Below are 13,680 nucleotides of genomic sequence, written 5' to 3' on the forward strand. Positions count from 1 at the left end.
TTCAGTCATCGACCATGGCCGCGATGGTATCGACCACGCATGCGGGTCGGTCGGATCCCTCAACCTCCACGGTGACCCGCACGGTGGCCCGGCCGCCGGTGTCGTTGCGTTCCACCTTGACCAGTTCGGCGCCGGCGCGGATGCGCGAGTCGACCGGCACCGGCGCAGGGAAGCGAAGCTTGTCGGAACCGTAGTTGACTTGCATCGCCAGTCCCGTCACCCGGTAAATCTGTTGCACGAGAATGGGAACCAGCGACAATGTGAGATATCCGTGCGCGATCGTCTTACCGTACGGACCTTTGGCCGCCCGCTCCGCGTCGACATGAATCCACTGGCGGTCACCGGTCGCCTCGGCGAACAGATCGATTTCCTGCTGTGTGACCTCGTGCCACCCGCTGTAGCCGAGGTGTTCGCCGACGTGGGATTCGAAACCCGAGATGCCGTCGTAGACGGTGGGGGAGGCCTGCGTCATGCCGGGACCTTGAGTCCCAACTGCTCAATGGCGTTGCCGCCCATGATCTTCGCCTTCGCGGCATCGGAGATGCCGTCGAGCCGGTCGACAAAGCTCAACGGATCGCCGATGCCCTCGGGGTGGGGAAAGTCGGAGCCGAACATCACGTGATCCTCACCCATGATGTCGACGATCCCCTTGACATCGTCCTCGAGGAACGGGTGGATGTAGATGTTGCGTTTGAACACCTCGACAGGATGCTCGTCGAACTCCTTGGGCATGATCTTGTACGCGGTGTTGAGCTGTTCGAGAAGATTGCGCACCCAACCGCTGCCATTCTCGACGCAAAAGATCTTCAGGTCGGGGAAGCGTGATAGCGCGCCGTGGCAGATCATCGCGGCCAAGGTGTCCTCGATGGCGCGGTGCCCCATGACCACCTCGCGCAGTGCGCTCGGCTTGAACGAGAGGTACTCGTCGCCGCCCTCCCATTCCATGAGGTGCTTCTGGTACCCGCTGTCCGAGGCGTGCATGGTCACCGGAATGCCAGCCTTGACGACTTCTTCCCAGAACGGGTCGAACTCGGGCAGACCCATCGATCGCGAGCCGCCGAAGCGACTTGGCACCGGAGCGGGGCGAACCAAAAACGTCTTCATTCCCCGTTCGAGGCACCAGTGCAGCTCCTGGATGGCCTCGTCTACGAGTGGCAGGCAAACGACGGGCGTCGCGAAGATGCGGTCGTGGTAGTTGAACGTCCAGTGTTCGTGCATCCACTCGTTGAGTGCATGGATGATTGCGTGGGTCAGGACGACGTCGTCGGTGGTGCGCTCCTCGATGAGGCTGGCGAGGGTGGGGTACATGACGCACTGATCTATGCCGAGTTCATCCATCAGCTCCAACCTGGGAGCCGGGTCCTGGTAGGCGGGGATGACATCCATTGCTTCACCGATGAATTCGCGGAAATTGAGGCCCTCTGGATTGTTGCCCAAGAAGTAGTCCTCGGCGCTGCCCGGCCGGGCCACCCGCTCGAATGTCGGGTTGGGAATCATGTGGCTGATGTGGTCCTTGACGACAAGCTTGGGCCGTCCGTTGACCTCGACGTATCCGACCTTGCCGCGGTGCTCTTTGGGCAAGTACTTGGTGAGCGCGTCCCTCGTCTCGTACATGTGGTTGTCGATGTCGAAGACCGGATAGGGCAAGGACCGGGTAGACATGTGACTGATCCCTCCAGAGCAGCGAATATGGCCGTTTACGTTATTTGAAAATGACGTTATCACCAACACTCATCAACATCTATCCGGGGCGGGGTCAGGCGAGTTCTTGCCACGCTTTCACGACTGCTTCGGTAGTGGTCACCGTGGCCAGCAGCGCCAACGTGTTGTCGATGATCGATTCCGCGTATTCGCGTGGGTAACCACATACCGCGTCGCGCGGAAGCACGAACTGATAGCTGCGATTGACCGCGTCCATCACAAAGTTCTGAATCGCGATGTTGACCGAGACACCCACGCCCACAATGGTCTGGATTCCGAGGTTGCGCAGCACCGAGTCAAGGTCGGTACCCGTCATCGGTCCGACGCCGTGCGTGCGGGTGAGGACCAGATCGCTTGGATCCGGACCGAACTCAGGCAGCAGCGAGCCGCCGGGGCTGCCCGGGGTCAACTCGGCGGCGAACGACTTCCCGGCCATGAACAGCCTGGCATTGCTATTGGACCCGCGGTTGTCTGGGCGCTTCTGCATAAGGCAGTGCACAACCGAAACACCGGCCGCCCGGGCCGCGTTGAGAAGCCGGGCGATGTTCGGGATCGCCTCCCGGCTGGCTTCCTCGGCCAGCATGGGCAGACCGGCCTGCGTGCCGATTACACCGCCCTGACATTCCTGGGTGACCAGGGCGGTCGTGGCGGGGGTCAACAGATCAAGCAGGCTAGGTGGCGGCATGAGAATAGACGTTATCGTGTGCGAGAACGCAATTTCCAGTCACGTCCCCAAGGGAGTCCACATGGATGCATGGGAGCTCGAAGTTCGCGAGTCGGTGCGCCAGACGATCGCCGACTACACGGCCGCCACCGACCGGTTCGATCTGCGCGGCCTTGGCGCCTGCTTCGGACCCGACGGCGTCCTCGAATTCACCGGCGGAGCGCACCCGCTCACCGGTCCTGCGGAGATCGAGGCGGGACTCGGCGCTGCCATGTCCAACGACCCCGACCCGACGAGGCAGCCGCCCACTCATGTGCGCCATCACGTTTCGAGCATTCGGTTCGGTCCCGTTGCCACAGACCGGGTTGAGGTCAGTAGCTATTTCGCCGTCCACACCGACGTCGGCCTCGACCATTGGGGACGCTATCGCGACGTTCTCGTGCCGCTGAACGGCCGGTGGTTGTTCGCGCATCGGCGCATCAACGTGGACGGGTTTGCAGCCGATAGCCTCATGCGATGAATTCCCTTGCGAAGCCGTGCGCGTGGTCGATGTATTCGGCCCGGGTGGCGCCCCGGGGTGCGATGGTCAGCCAGGTCACGCCCATCGCTTCCAGCTGTGCGATCGTGGCGTGCCGTTCGTCGGTCGACCTGCTGTCATCGAGCAGGTTGCCTGCCGAGAAACAGATGTCCAGCGGTTCGGTACGGCCGATCTCGGCCGCGTATTTCTTGGCCCAGGCGATGGCCGACGCCAATTCCTCAAGCGTCGAGATCTCAGCGGTCCGTGACGCGGTCGCGTAGCCGAATGTGTTGAACGGCGCCCACCCCTGCGCGCGGGCAACCGCACGGCGTACCGCGGGCTTGCTGTTGCCGCCAACCCAGATCGGTGGCGGCGTCGCCGGCACCGGATACAGTCGCACGCCTCGCGCGGCAAACGAGGTGCCCTCGTAAGCGACGTCCTCGCCGGTAAGCACCTTGTTGAGCACGTCCAGCGCCTCGTCCAGCAACGCTCCGCGATTTTCGAAATCTATTCCCAGCGCCTTGAATTCGGGTTTGAGGTAACCCGCGGCGGTGCCGAGTATCAGCCGGCCGCCGGAGAGGACGTCCAGGCTCTGGATCGACTTCGCGCCCAGGAATGGGTTGCGGTAGGCGGCGATGTAGACGTTGGTGAGCAACCTGACGACCGTGGTGGCGGCCGCCGCGAACGACAGGGCGACGAACGGGTCCAGGGCGTGGTGCCCGCCATGGTCGAGCCATTTCGCGTCGGGGGCAGGGTGGTCGGTGACGTGCACGGCGGCGAATCCGGTCGCCTCGCCGACGCGCGCGATTTCGGAGATCGCTTCGGCGGTGACGAATTCGGATACGGCGTCCACCCGGTGGGTGGGCAGTTCGAGCGAGTACGAGATGGTCACGTTCGTCCTTTCATTGCCAGGGCTGCCAGGCGCTGGGCGTGGTGGTCGGGGCTGCCGAAGATCAGCTCGGTGGCCTTGGCGCGCCGAACGTAGAGGTGGGCGTCGTGTTCCCAGGTAAACCCGATGCCGCCGTGGATTCGCATGTTGTCCAAGGCGACTTGCAGAAAGGCTTCCGAACAGGTCATTTTCGCTACTGACGCAGCGATCGGCAGGTCGCTGCAGTCGGCGGATTCCGCAGCGTGAACGGCGGCCGAGCGGGCGCCCTCGACGAGCACCAGCATGTCGGCACAACGGTGCTTGATGGCCTGAAAGCTGCCGATAGGCCGTCCGAACTGGATTCGCTCCTTGGCGTAGCCCACGGCCATGTCGAGGCAGTGCTGGGCGGCGCCCACCTGCTCGGCGGCCAGCGCCGTGATCGCCAGGTCGCACGTGCGGGCCAGGCCGACGGCCGCGGCCCCATCGGTTCCGATCAACCGGGCGGGGACGTCGTGGAACTGTAGGTGAGCGACCTTTCGCGTGCGGTCGAGCGTGGCGAGCGGTTCACGAGTGAGTCCGTCGGCATTCGCCGATACCGCGAACAGCGATGTGCCCTCGCCCGTATTCACCGCGGCCAGAACAACATCGGCGGTATGGCCGTCGAGAACGAGCTCCGCGTCGCCCCGAATCCGATGACCGGTGCCGTCGGCACGTGCCGTCAACGTGACGGCTTGCGGATCCCACGCATCGAGGCGACCGTTGAGGATCACCGTCGCAGTGGTGGATCCGTCGACAAAGCCCGGTAGGTAGTCACCCATCGCGGCGGTGTCGCCGCTGCAGAGGATCGCTTGCGTGGCGAGAGCGACGGTGGAGAAGAACGGCGCACACAACAGCGCGGCGCCCATCTCCTCGAACACGACTGCGAGTTCAGACAAGGTCGCACCTGCCCCGCCGAACTCTTCGGGGACGGCGATGCCGTGCAGTCCCAGTTCGCGGGCCATCTGATGCCACACCGATTCGTCGTATCCCTCGGTGGTTGACATCAGGTCGCGTACCCGGCCGGACGGGGAGGTGACCGCCAGGAACTCCCGCACCGCCCGCCGCAGTTCGTCGGCTTCACTCATCGCGGATTCCTTTGGTGTGGGTCTGCCCGGCCCGACCCGGCATAGGCATTGCCGGGAAAGGATAGTATCTTTTCTGAAATAGGAGAATCCTCATTCTCGCATGAAGGAGCCGCGCGGTGACGACGAAACTCGACTACGGGATCTTCGACTGCGACACGCACTGCTACGAGACGCGCGACGCGTTTACCCGTTACCTGCCCAAGGAGTTCCAGGATCGGGCGATCACCACCGTGCGCGGAGCCGACGGGGTCGAGGTAATCCTCGCCGGCCATCGCGTCGCAACCTTCAACAGCGAGGGGGGCCTGGGTCTGGACGTCGCATACCGCCCTGGATCGCTGAAAGAGATGCTGAGGCAGATGGGATCCGGCAACCCGGAGGAGTCCTACGAGCCGCAGCCCATGCAGCCCGAGTACATCGAGCGTTCAGCACGGCTCGCGGTGATGGAGAAGCAAAACGTCGAGCGGATGGTCATCTATCCGAGCGGCATGGCGCTGTCCGCCGAGCACTACGTTGATGACACCCCGGCGCTCTACGCGAATCTCCGGTCGTTCAACCGGTGGTTCGACGAGGAATGGGGCTTCAACTACCAGGACCGCATCTACGCGACCGGGCTGCTTTCACTTCGCGACCTCGACTCCGCCGTCGCCGAAACCGACGCATTGATCGCGCAAGGTGCGAAGTTCGTCCTGCTGCCGACGGGTCCGGCATACGGTAGATCTCCGGGCGACCCCTACTTTGATCCGATTTACGCCCGACTTCAGGAAGCCGGCTGTGTCCTGGTGTTCCACATCATGCCCTTCTGGTACTTCGACGCGATCTCGCCCGCGTGGGGGCACAGCGCAGATCCCGCGTCGTGGCATATGTCGGCCTGGCAGTGGATGAACGTCTACGGCCAACGCCCGATCGAGGAGACCCTCTCGGCGCTGATCTTCGACAACCTGTTCGGCCGATTTCCCGGGTTGAACGTGCTTGTCGCCGAGCACGGTGCGGAGTGGGTGCCGTTCTTCACCAAACACATGGACAAGAGCCGCGGCATGGGCCGAAATGGTCCGTGGATCGGCGGGAAACTGACGGAAAAGCCGTCCGCCATCTTTCGGCAGCACGTTCGGGTGGTGCCGTATCCCGAGGACGACACTCCCGCGATCGTCAGCAGTTTGGGTTACGACGACTGCCTCGTGATGGGTTCGGACTACCCGCATGCAGAAGGGCTGGTCGAGCCCGCTGACTTCGTCAAGTTGCTCGACCCGCTCGACGACGCCGCCAAGAAGCGGATCATGCGCGACAACGCTGTCCAGCTGCTCAGCCGGAGCTAGACGCCCTATGGCAGACGACGACGTCGACCTCGATCTGTTGCGCGAAGCGGCGCGCGATTTCCTGAGCGGACGGGTCGCGCAGGATTCCGTCAAAGAGCTCGCGGCCATGGATTGGACCGGGCTGCTCGTCGAGGAGAACCTTGGCGGAAGCGGATGGCGTCCTGTGGAGACGACCGTCATCGCCGAGGAGCTCGGCCGCGCACTGAACTCTTCGACGTGGTTCGGTTGTGTTCTGTCTGCAGCGGCGTTGGCCTCGGCACCGGGCGAGCTGCGCGATCGATGGTTGCCCGCGATGCTCGACGGGACCGCGACGGCAGGCTGCGCGCTGGCAAGTGACACGGTCCGGGTTGCGAGGGGCGATGTCATTGACATCTTGGTCACAGTGGGGCGCAACGGAATCCATCTGTTTGAGATGTCCGACGCAATGCCGAGAAGCCGAGATGACGAGGTGTTGGATGTCAGCCGCGCGGCATGGCGCGTCCACCTCTCCGGGGCGGCGAGCGTTCTGATCGGTGGGCCCGAACAAGCGGATCGGTTGCTCGCGGTCGCGAGGGTTCTGCTCAGCGCGGATTCGCTGGGAGCCTTCGCGACCACATTCGAGCGGCTGGTCGCCTATCTGAAGGAGCGCATCGCTTTCGGTGTGCCGATCGCGAGTTTCCAAGCGGTGCAACACCGGCTGGTGGATCTGTTGGTCTTCGAGGCGAAGGCACGCGCGGTCATCATGAAGGCCGCCCGTGCCATGAAGGCCGACGAAATCTCGGACGGCGCAAACGCGTTGTCCGCCGCGGCGCACGCATTCGTCGCTGCGAAGGCAACCGCTGCCGTCGACGAGTGCATGCAGCTCTCGGGCGGTATCGGATTCACCTGGGAGTACCCCTTGCACCACGAGCTGCGCCGGGTGTTCACGAACGGCTATCTGCTCGGCACAGCTCGCTCCAGTCGTGCGCTTCTCGCGGAGAGGTCGGGTTGGTGAGCGCCGCACCCACCCGGCCCAGCGAAGCGCAGCTGACCGAGTTCAGACATCGTGTCAGGGCGCATATCGCCGAACACGCACCCCCATTCGACGCGCGGGAAGGCCACCGTGCGCCGGAAAACCCTGAGCAGGAAGCGCAATTGCGCGGCTGGTTCGCCACGTTGTTCGACGCGGGTTTCGTCGGCGCAGACTGGCCCGTCGAGCACGGCGGACGCGCCGATCACCACCCGCTGCACGACCGCATCCTCAGCGAGGAGCTCCTGCGTGCCCGTGCTCCGCGGCCCATCGATCAGGTCAACCTTGCGGCCCATGTGCTGCTGCACTTCGGGTCGGACGAGCAGAAGGCCGAACTGCTTCCGCCGATGCGCCGCAGCGAGCACATATGGTGTCAGTTGCTCAGCGAGCCCGATGCCGGTAGCGATATCGCCGCCGTCCGCAGCAAAGCCGTCGAGCAACCTGATGGCACGTGGGTGATCGACGGCCGGAAGACCTGGATCACTGACGGGCACTGGGCCGACATGGGGCTAGCGCTTATCCGCACCGACCAGACTTCATCGCGCCACCACGGCCTTTCGGTGTTCGCCGTGCCAATGTCGGCACCCGGCGTCGAGGTTCGTCCGATCCGGACCATCAACGAGGCGATCGAAGTGAACGAAGTTTTTCTCGACGGCGCGACGGTGCCCGCGAGAAGCCTGATCGGCGAGGTCGGCCAGGGCTGGTCAATCATCATGGCGGGCTTGGACTTCGAACGCTTCGGGATCGGCGGCAACGTCATCCTGCTCGAGCTGCTGATCGATGATCTGGTGATGGTGGCGCGCAACGCGATCATTGAAGGCACCCCGGCCCTCGAACACGATGACATCCGGCAGGCGGTCGCCGAGCTGGCCGTCGAAGTCGAGGTGGCGAAGTCCTTCATCGACGATCACGTCGAACGGCTCATCATCGGTGCGGATCAACCGGGCGACGGTTCGATCGCCAAGCTCAGCTTCTCCGAGACGTATCACCGGGTTTCGGCCTACGGCACCGAACTCGCCGCCATGGTGTGCACCGTGGCCGCCGATCCGGGCGTCGAGCTGGCGAAACAGCGTCTGCGAGAATGCTGGCTGTGGTCACGTGCTTATACGATTTCCGGCGGAAGCAATGAGATGATGCGCAACATCCTCGCCAAACGTCGGCTTTTATTGCCGAGCCGGTGATGTCCGAAACTTACTGGGGTCTCGTCGACGCGGTTGCGCAAGAACATCCGGACCGAGTGGTTCTCGCCGATGACTTCGGTCGCAGCCTCACGTGCGCAGCCCTTCGCGACGAGGCGTTGCGGACGGCGGCGGCGCTGTCGGGTTCCGGAGTAGGCGAGGGCACCGTGGTGTCATGGCAATTGCCGACGACGTTGGAAACGATGGTGGTGATGGTGGCGCTCACCCGATTGGGCGCCGTGCAAAATCCCATCCTGCCCATTTGGCGCGAACGCGAAGTTCGCTTCGCGACCGACCAACTCGCGACCGAGGTCCTGGCCGTACCCGGTCACTGGCGCGGTTTCGACCACACTGCGCTCGCCCGCGAACTGGCGGAGCAACGGCCCATGTCCGTCCTCGTGATCGATCACGACGCGCCGATCACCGAGGCGCTCCGCCTGCCTGCCGGCGACCCGGCCGCGCTGCCCGCGCCGCCGGCATCCGCGGAGGACCCCCGCTGGGTCTACTACTCCTCGGGTACCACGGCGGCGCCGAAAGGCGCTCGGCATTGCGACCGTTCGGTCATCGCGGGTTCTGCCGGGGTGGTCGGCATCGTGGGGGCATCGAGCAGTGACGTCAACCCGATCGCTTTTCCGGTCTCGCACATCGGTGGTGCCGCCATGCTTGCGGCGAGCCTGCGCACCGGCATGCGCTTGGTGCTGTTCGACTCGTTCGATCCGGCGACCTCACCGCAAGCAATCGCCGCACACCGACCAACGCTGTTGGGCACCGCGACGCCGTTCCTAGTGGCGTTCATGGCCGCGCAGCGTGCGCACGGTACACAACCGCTATATCCCGACCTCCGTGGCTGCGTGGGCGGTGGCGCACCGATCACCGCCGAGCTGGGACGCCAAGTGCGGGAGACGTTTTCGGTCAACGGTGTCGCCAACTCCTGGGGCCTGACCGAGTTCCCGGTCGCGACGTCGCAGCGGCCGGAGGCCGCCCCGGATCTCCTCGATCGGACCGTGGGGCGCCCGGTCGCCGGAGTGTCGGTGCGGGCCGTCGACGACAACGAGCGCGAGGTCGGCGTCGGCGAAGAAGGTGAACTTCGGCTCAAGGGACCCCAGTGTTTTCTGGGATATGTCGACGGCTCGCTGGACGCCGACGCATTCGACGACGACGGCTGGTTCCGCACCGGGGACCGGGGGCGCATCGACGACGAGGGCAACGTCACCATCACCGGACGCATCAAGGATGCGATCATCCGCAATGCCGAGAACATCTCGGCGCTGGAAATCGAGGATGTGCTGGCCACGCATCCCACAGTCGCCGACGTCGCCGTCATCGGCGTCCCGGATCCTCGTACGGGAGAGCGGGTTTGCGCTGTCGTCGTCGCTCAACCCGCAAGTGATCTCACACTCGACGCGTTGGCGCGACACTGCCAGGCAAAAGGTTTGAGTCGACACAAATACCCCGAGCGACTCGAAGTGGTGGAAGCGCTGCCGCGAAACCTCACAGGCAAGGTGTTGAAGAACGAACTTCGTGCGCGGTTCGGTGGGTGACGTCTTAGAGACCGATGAGCTGCTTCAAATTTCCGCCCATCACCCGTGCTGTGGTGTCGGCGGGAAGGTTCGCGAGTTCCGTGACGAAATCCGCGGGGTGGGCGAGTCCCTCCGGATGCGGAAAGTCCGAACCGAACATCACCCGGTCAGCGCCGAGCACGTCGATGAGGTGTGACATGTCCTCTTCATGGAACGGGTTGACCCAAACGTGCCTACGGAAGACGTCGCAGGGGTGTTCGCTGAAGTCCTTGGGCTTCTTGCGGTAAACCCGATCGAACACCTCCATCAATCGCTGAGCCCACGATCCGCCGTTCTCGACCACACCGATGCGCAGGCCGGGGAAGCGCTCGAACACCCCATGAGCGATGAACGCCGCGAGCGTGTCGAAAATGTGCCGGCTCTCTTCGTAGATGAACCCGCGAAGCTTGGTGAGCTGAAATCCCTGGAACTCGTCGCCGCCTTCCCAGTCGTCGACGTAACGGTCGTAGCCGGAGTCCGAGTTGTGCATCTGCACCGAGATTCCCGATGACTCGACGAGCCGCCAGAAGTCGTCGAACTCGGGCAGCGCGGGCGAGCGGGACGTGCCGTCTTCGCGTGGTACCGGGGCGGGCCGGATCAGCACGGTCCTGGCTCCCTTCTCCAGGCACCACTCGAGCTCCTTGACCCCTTCGGCCGGGTCGTTGAGCGAGATCGCGGGCACGGGGAAGATGCGATTTTGGTAATTGAAAGTCCAGTCGTCGAGCAGCCAGCGGTTGAAGGCATGCGTCACCGCGTGGGTCAGTTCGGTGTCGGACTTGGTCCGTTCCTCGAGCATGCCCGCCGTGGTCGGGAACATCACCGCGCCGTCGACGCCTTGGGAGTCCATCAGCTCCAGCCGCAGGTCCGGACGCCGGAAAGCGTCGGGGCAGCGGATGGGCTCGGCCAGCTCACGCAGCGACTTGCCCTCGGGATTGATGCCGCGGTAATAGTCGGCCCACGCACCCGGCGTCGGGATCACCTCGTACGTCGGGTTCGGGATGCACTCGGTGACAACGCCGAGAATCTGCAGCTTCTTGCGGCCGTTCACGTCGACGAACTTCAGCGCCTCGGAATATTTTTCGGGCAGGTAGCGCGTGTAGGCATCGATGGTCTCGTACATGTGGTTATCGGCATCCCAGACCTCGAATGCTTTTCCGTCGGTCACCAGCGCCTCCAACATGCCTGAGAATGTTGATTCTCAAGATAGCAAACGGCTGTATACGGCCGCTACCGGGCCTAAAGGTTCATGAAATGCCCGCCGTCGACGCCCAGCGTCTGGCCGGTGATGTAGCGGGCGTCGGGGCCGATCAGGAACGCCACGGCCGACCCGATATCGTGCTCCGGATCGCCGATGCGTCCCAGCGGGATTCTGCGGGACAACCTCTCCTCCATCGCGGGTTCGGCCTCGATCGCGGCGGTCATTGCCGGCGAATACGCAAGCGGTGAGACTGCGTTCACCGTGATGGCGTGCGGGGCCCACTCGCGCGCCAGGCTCTTGGCGAAGCCGCGCAGCGCGCCTTTCATCGTGGCGTAGAGCGGCAGCGTCGCGCTGCCCTCCATACCCGCCGGCGAGGTCATGACCACCAGTGATCCTCCTCGGGCGCGGAGAGATTCGAACGCTGCCGACGCGCAATGGAAGGCCCCGCCGACCGACACCGAATAGTGGTCGTCCCAGAGGCCATCGTCGACCTGAACAAGCTGGCGCGGCTGGCTCGATGAGTTACTCGTCGCGTTGTGCACAACCGCATCAAGCCGTCCGGTGGTGTGAATCGCCTGCGTGACGGCATCAGCGACGGAATCTGACAGGGTGACGTCGCAGCGAACCCAGGTCGCCAACTGCCTTCGAGCGGTGATCTCTTCTGCCACTGCCTGTCCGGTCTCGGACCGTGTGGCAACAAGTACGTGGGCTCCGTCGCCCGCGGACGCGAGCGCGATGCCCCTACCGACTCCGCTGCCCGCTCCCGTGACAAGCACCGTCAACCCGTCGAGGCTCACGGCGACATCACCGAGCCGCCGTCGGCGACGATCGTCGCGCCGACGAGATGGGTGACCGCATCGCTCAGCAGGAATCTCGTTGTCTCGACGACTGTCTCGATAAGCGCGTGCTCGTCACTGACCGCGGGGGCTGTCAGATGAGACGTGGTACCGCTCAGCGTCGGCGCGAATAAGTGCGCGGGAACCGCGATCATGTTGACGACGATCAGCGGGGCCCACTGGCGGGCTGCGGACTTGGCCATCGCTCGCATGCCCTCGATCGCCGTGGTGTACGGCACGAGATCTACCGCTCCGCTCAGTCCGATGGTCGGCACGATAAGGACGATCCGGCCGCCGCGGCCGCACATCGACGCGTGCGAGCGTTGGAGAGCCGTCAGGATATGTCGCATCGGCTGTTCTGCGAGTCGACACCACTCGAATTCGTCAAGGGACGTCAGAGGTGTCGGTCGTGCACCGCTACCTGCGACGATGACGACACCGTCCAGGCCGTCGGGCAGGGAGGCGTCAAGCGGCTGAACAGCAGAACCGAGGCTGCTGGCGACGGCGCTCGAGACAACGTCGTCAGAGCCCAGGACTGCGGTACTCATCGATGTCAATGATTCGGCGGCGCGCTGGCCGCCGATTGGCGTGCAATACGTTCTTGATGAATCCTGACCAACTCTCTGAAGCCGATACGCTCATAGCGCGGCTTGGGCTGAATACCCCAGTCGTCCTTCGCCGTTCGCTGACCGGCTGCCTCCGGTGCACCGCCGAATGGCGGCCCGCCGAGCGGGTAGGGTTGCTGGCACTCCAGCGCATCGTTGGAAAAGCGCACCTTCATCAGTTCGCTGCAAATTTCGGTGAGTGACAGCGTAGGCCAGCCGTACCAGACAGCCATCACCGGGACTGTCAGCGACCCCTCGATGACCAACCCGAAGAGGCAGATATACAGCGCCCGCTTGAGCCATTTATGCATTCGTGCCCACGTCGAAGTGGTGCCGATCGGCAGCGAATCGGCCGAATCCTCAGTCTGGGTAGTGGAATCAGACACGATAGCCCTTTCTCGGCTCGGCTAGTCGGAGAAGATTTCCCGATTGACGGTGTGCAGGTACGGAATGGCGAGGAACGGCGTGATGTAGAAGATGTTGAACGCCCACCACCCGATCACCGGGAAACCTACTGCGGTATAGCGGACATCGGCGTACATCGTCATGTTGAAGATGTAGCCCATCCACACGATGATCCCGAACCAGCAGGTCACGATCAGCCATTGATGACCCCATCGCTTCATCTGGAGGAAGGCGATCGCGGCGGCAATGCGCATGGGGAATGCGATGAGAACGCAGACCATGACCCACGCCTTCTCGCCCGGTGCGCCGGCACCGCCGATCCATAACTCGTTGTAATGCCAGAAGTAACCGGCGTCGATCAGGTTGCCCCACGCGGTGAACACGGTGCGGGTGATCAGGGCATGGTTGGCGAACAAGTCCAACGCCCAACCGATGCTGTTGAGCGCAGCATCCAGGATGATCACGAAGCCGATCAGGGTGACCATCGTCGGACGTACGGACAGACCCCCGCGTTGGGCCTTCCGCAGCAGGTAAAGGCCGCGACAGAAGATGGGGAGCCCGACGATGCCGAGCACGAGCGTGCCCATCAGGCCCGTTCCGGCGATGAGCCATCGGTCGGCGCGCCGCTGTATCGCTCGGCTTTGCTGTTCGTGTTCGCCCATGCTGAGCGGGCCGCCGGCGGCTGCCGTGGTCGGAAAGCTCATGTCGCTACCAGTGCCTGGTG

15 protein-coding genes are annotated in these 13,680 nt (G+C 63.9%); 5 read left to right on the forward strand and 10 right to left on the reverse strand.

Annotated features, from left to right (window positions below; genetic code table 11):
* Position 1 precedes the first annotated feature (1 nt).
* The 3 genes from AC5Y4H_RS13225 to AC5Y4H_RS13235 all read right to left on the reverse strand — a co-directional run bounded on the left by AC5Y4H_RS13225 (position 2) and on the right by AC5Y4H_RS13235 (position 2,386).
* Positions 2-472 carry a MaoC family dehydratase gene (locus tag AC5Y4H_RS13225; protein ID WP_499982319.1) on the reverse strand — a complete coding sequence of 157 codons (471 nt, stop codon included), beginning with the start codon at positions 470-472 and terminating at the stop codon, positions 2-4.
* On the reverse strand, positions 469-1,662 hold the full coding sequence (locus tag AC5Y4H_RS13230; protein ID WP_499982320.1) for an amidohydrolase family protein: 1,194 nt from the start codon (positions 1,660-1,662) through the stop codon (positions 469-471). Before AC5Y4H_RS13230 ends, AC5Y4H_RS13225 begins: the two co-directional genes overlap by 4 nt.
* 94 nt (positions 1,663-1,756) lie before the next feature.
* Entirely contained in the window at positions 1,757-2,386 is a 630-nt protein-coding gene (locus tag AC5Y4H_RS13235; protein WP_499982321.1) for a cysteine hydrolase family protein, read from the reverse strand.
* 61 nt (positions 2,387-2,447) lie between these two features.
* Here AC5Y4H_RS13235 and AC5Y4H_RS13240 point away from each other — a divergent pair, with 61 nt between their 5' ends.
* Positions 2,448-2,885, forward strand: a complete 438-nt coding sequence (locus AC5Y4H_RS13240; protein ID WP_499982373.1) for a nuclear transport factor 2 family protein — start codon at positions 2,448-2,450, stop codon at positions 2,883-2,885.
* Here the strand turns inward: AC5Y4H_RS13240 and AC5Y4H_RS13245 are convergent.
* On the reverse strand, positions 2,875-3,774 hold the full coding sequence (locus AC5Y4H_RS13245; RefSeq protein ID WP_499982322.1) for a TIGR03619 family F420-dependent LLM class oxidoreductase: 900 nt from the start codon (positions 3,772-3,774) through the stop codon (positions 2,875-2,877). The genes AC5Y4H_RS13240 and AC5Y4H_RS13245 overlap by 11 nt on opposite strands.
* On the reverse strand, positions 3,771-4,874 hold the full coding sequence (locus AC5Y4H_RS13250; RefSeq protein ID WP_499982324.1) for an acyl-CoA dehydrogenase family protein: 1,104 nt from the start codon (positions 4,872-4,874) through the stop codon (positions 3,771-3,773). Before AC5Y4H_RS13250 ends, AC5Y4H_RS13245 begins: the two co-directional genes overlap by 4 nt.
* 116 nt (positions 4,875-4,990) lie before the next feature.
* Here AC5Y4H_RS13250 and AC5Y4H_RS13255 point away from each other — a divergent pair, with 116 nt between their 5' ends.
* The 4 genes from AC5Y4H_RS13255 to AC5Y4H_RS13270 are packed head-to-tail and all read left to right on the forward strand — an operon-like array spanning position 4,991 to position 9,894.
* Positions 4,991-6,187, forward strand: a complete 1,197-nt coding sequence (locus AC5Y4H_RS13255; protein ID WP_499982325.1) for an amidohydrolase family protein — start codon at positions 4,991-4,993, stop codon at positions 6,185-6,187.
* Between the two features lie 7 nt (positions 6,188-6,194).
* The gene (locus AC5Y4H_RS13260; RefSeq protein ID WP_499982326.1) at positions 6,195-7,160 is read left to right on the forward strand and encodes an acyl-CoA dehydrogenase family protein; all 966 of its coding nucleotides are present in this window, start codon (positions 6,195-6,197) and stop codon (positions 7,158-7,160) included.
* A complete protein-coding gene (locus AC5Y4H_RS13265) occupies positions 7,157-8,356 on the forward strand; it encodes an acyl-CoA dehydrogenase family protein (protein WP_499982327.1) in 1,200 nt (399 codons plus the stop codon). Before AC5Y4H_RS13260 ends, AC5Y4H_RS13265 begins: the two co-directional genes overlap by 4 nt.
* Complete coding sequence (locus AC5Y4H_RS13270) at positions 8,356-9,894, forward strand: class I adenylate-forming enzyme family protein (RefSeq protein WP_499982329.1); 1,539 nt, start codon at positions 8,356-8,358, stop codon at positions 9,892-9,894. Before AC5Y4H_RS13265 ends, AC5Y4H_RS13270 begins: the two co-directional genes overlap by 1 nt.
* A gap of 4 nt (positions 9,895-9,898) precedes the next feature.
* Here AC5Y4H_RS13270 and AC5Y4H_RS13275 read toward each other — a convergent pair whose 3' ends face one another.
* From AC5Y4H_RS13275 to AC5Y4H_RS13295, 5 genes are all read right to left on the reverse strand, one after another.
* Positions 9,899-11,092 (reverse strand): amidohydrolase family protein, encoded by a 1,194-nt coding sequence (locus AC5Y4H_RS13275; protein WP_499982330.1) that lies wholly within the window; start codon positions 11,090-11,092, stop codon positions 9,899-9,901.
* Positions 11,093-11,148: 56 nt separating this feature from the next.
* Positions 11,149-11,907, reverse strand: a complete 759-nt coding sequence (locus tag AC5Y4H_RS13280; protein ID WP_499982331.1) for an SDR family NAD(P)-dependent oxidoreductase — start codon at positions 11,905-11,907, stop codon at positions 11,149-11,151.
* Positions 11,904-12,494: an SDR family oxidoreductase gene (locus AC5Y4H_RS13285; RefSeq protein ID WP_499982333.1), complete on the reverse strand. Its 591-nt coding sequence runs from the start codon at positions 12,492-12,494 to the stop codon at positions 11,904-11,906. Before AC5Y4H_RS13285 ends, AC5Y4H_RS13280 begins: the two co-directional genes overlap by 4 nt.
* A gap of 5 nt (positions 12,495-12,499) precedes the next feature.
* The gene (locus AC5Y4H_RS13290; RefSeq protein WP_499982374.1) at positions 12,500-12,862 is read right to left on the reverse strand and encodes a hypothetical protein; all 363 of its coding nucleotides are present in this window, start codon (positions 12,860-12,862) and stop codon (positions 12,500-12,502) included.
* A 96-nt stretch (positions 12,863-12,958) separates the two neighbouring features.
* Positions 12,959-13,618 (reverse strand): hypothetical protein, encoded by a 660-nt coding sequence (locus tag AC5Y4H_RS13295; RefSeq protein WP_499982375.1) that lies wholly within the window; start codon positions 13,616-13,618, stop codon positions 12,959-12,961.
* Between the last annotated feature and the right edge of the window lie 62 nt (positions 13,619-13,680).

The organism is Mycobacterium sp. NGS58 (assembly GCF_059812385.1).

What these genes read in the sequence shown, in the direction of transcription:
- AC5Y4H_RS13225 (WP_499982319.1), bottom strand. Translation starts at nt 472, where the DNA reads ATGACGCAGGCCTCCCCCACCGTCTACGACGGCATCTCGGGTTTCGAA.
- AC5Y4H_RS13230 (WP_499982320.1), bottom strand. Translation starts at nt 1,662, where the DNA reads ATGTCTACCCGGTCCTTGCCCTATCCGGTCTTCGACATCGACAACCAC.
- AC5Y4H_RS13235 (WP_499982321.1), bottom strand. Translation starts at nt 2,386, where the DNA reads ATGCCGCCACCTAGCCTGCTTGATCTGTTGACCCCCGCCACGACCGCC.
- AC5Y4H_RS13240 (WP_499982373.1), top strand. Translation starts at nt 2,448, where the DNA reads ATGGATGCATGGGAGCTCGAAGTTCGCGAGTCGGTGCGCCAGACGATC.
- AC5Y4H_RS13250 (WP_499982324.1), bottom strand. Translation starts at nt 4,874, where the DNA reads ATGAGTGAAGCCGACGAACTGCGGCGGGCGGTGCGGGAGTTCCTGGCG.
- AC5Y4H_RS13260 (WP_499982326.1), top strand. Translation starts at nt 6,195, where the DNA reads ATGGCAGACGACGACGTCGACCTCGATCTGTTGCGCGAAGCGGCGCGC.
- AC5Y4H_RS13270 (WP_499982329.1), top strand. Translation starts at nt 8,356, where the DNA reads ATGTCCGAAACTTACTGGGGTCTCGTCGACGCGGTTGCGCAAGAACAT.
- AC5Y4H_RS13275 (WP_499982330.1), bottom strand. Translation starts at nt 11,092, where the DNA reads ATGTTGGAGGCGCTGGTGACCGACGGAAAAGCATTCGAGGTCTGGGAT.
- AC5Y4H_RS13285 (WP_499982333.1), bottom strand. Translation starts at nt 12,494, where the DNA reads ATGAGTACCGCAGTCCTGGGCTCTGACGACGTTGTCTCGAGCGCCGTC.
- AC5Y4H_RS13290 (WP_499982374.1), bottom strand. Translation starts at nt 12,862, where the DNA reads ATGCATAAATGGCTCAAGCGGGCGCTGTATATCTGCCTCTTCGGGTTG.
- AC5Y4H_RS13295 (WP_499982375.1), bottom strand. Translation starts at nt 13,618, where the DNA reads ATGGGCGAACACGAACAGCAAAGCCGAGCGATACAGCGGCGCGCCGAC.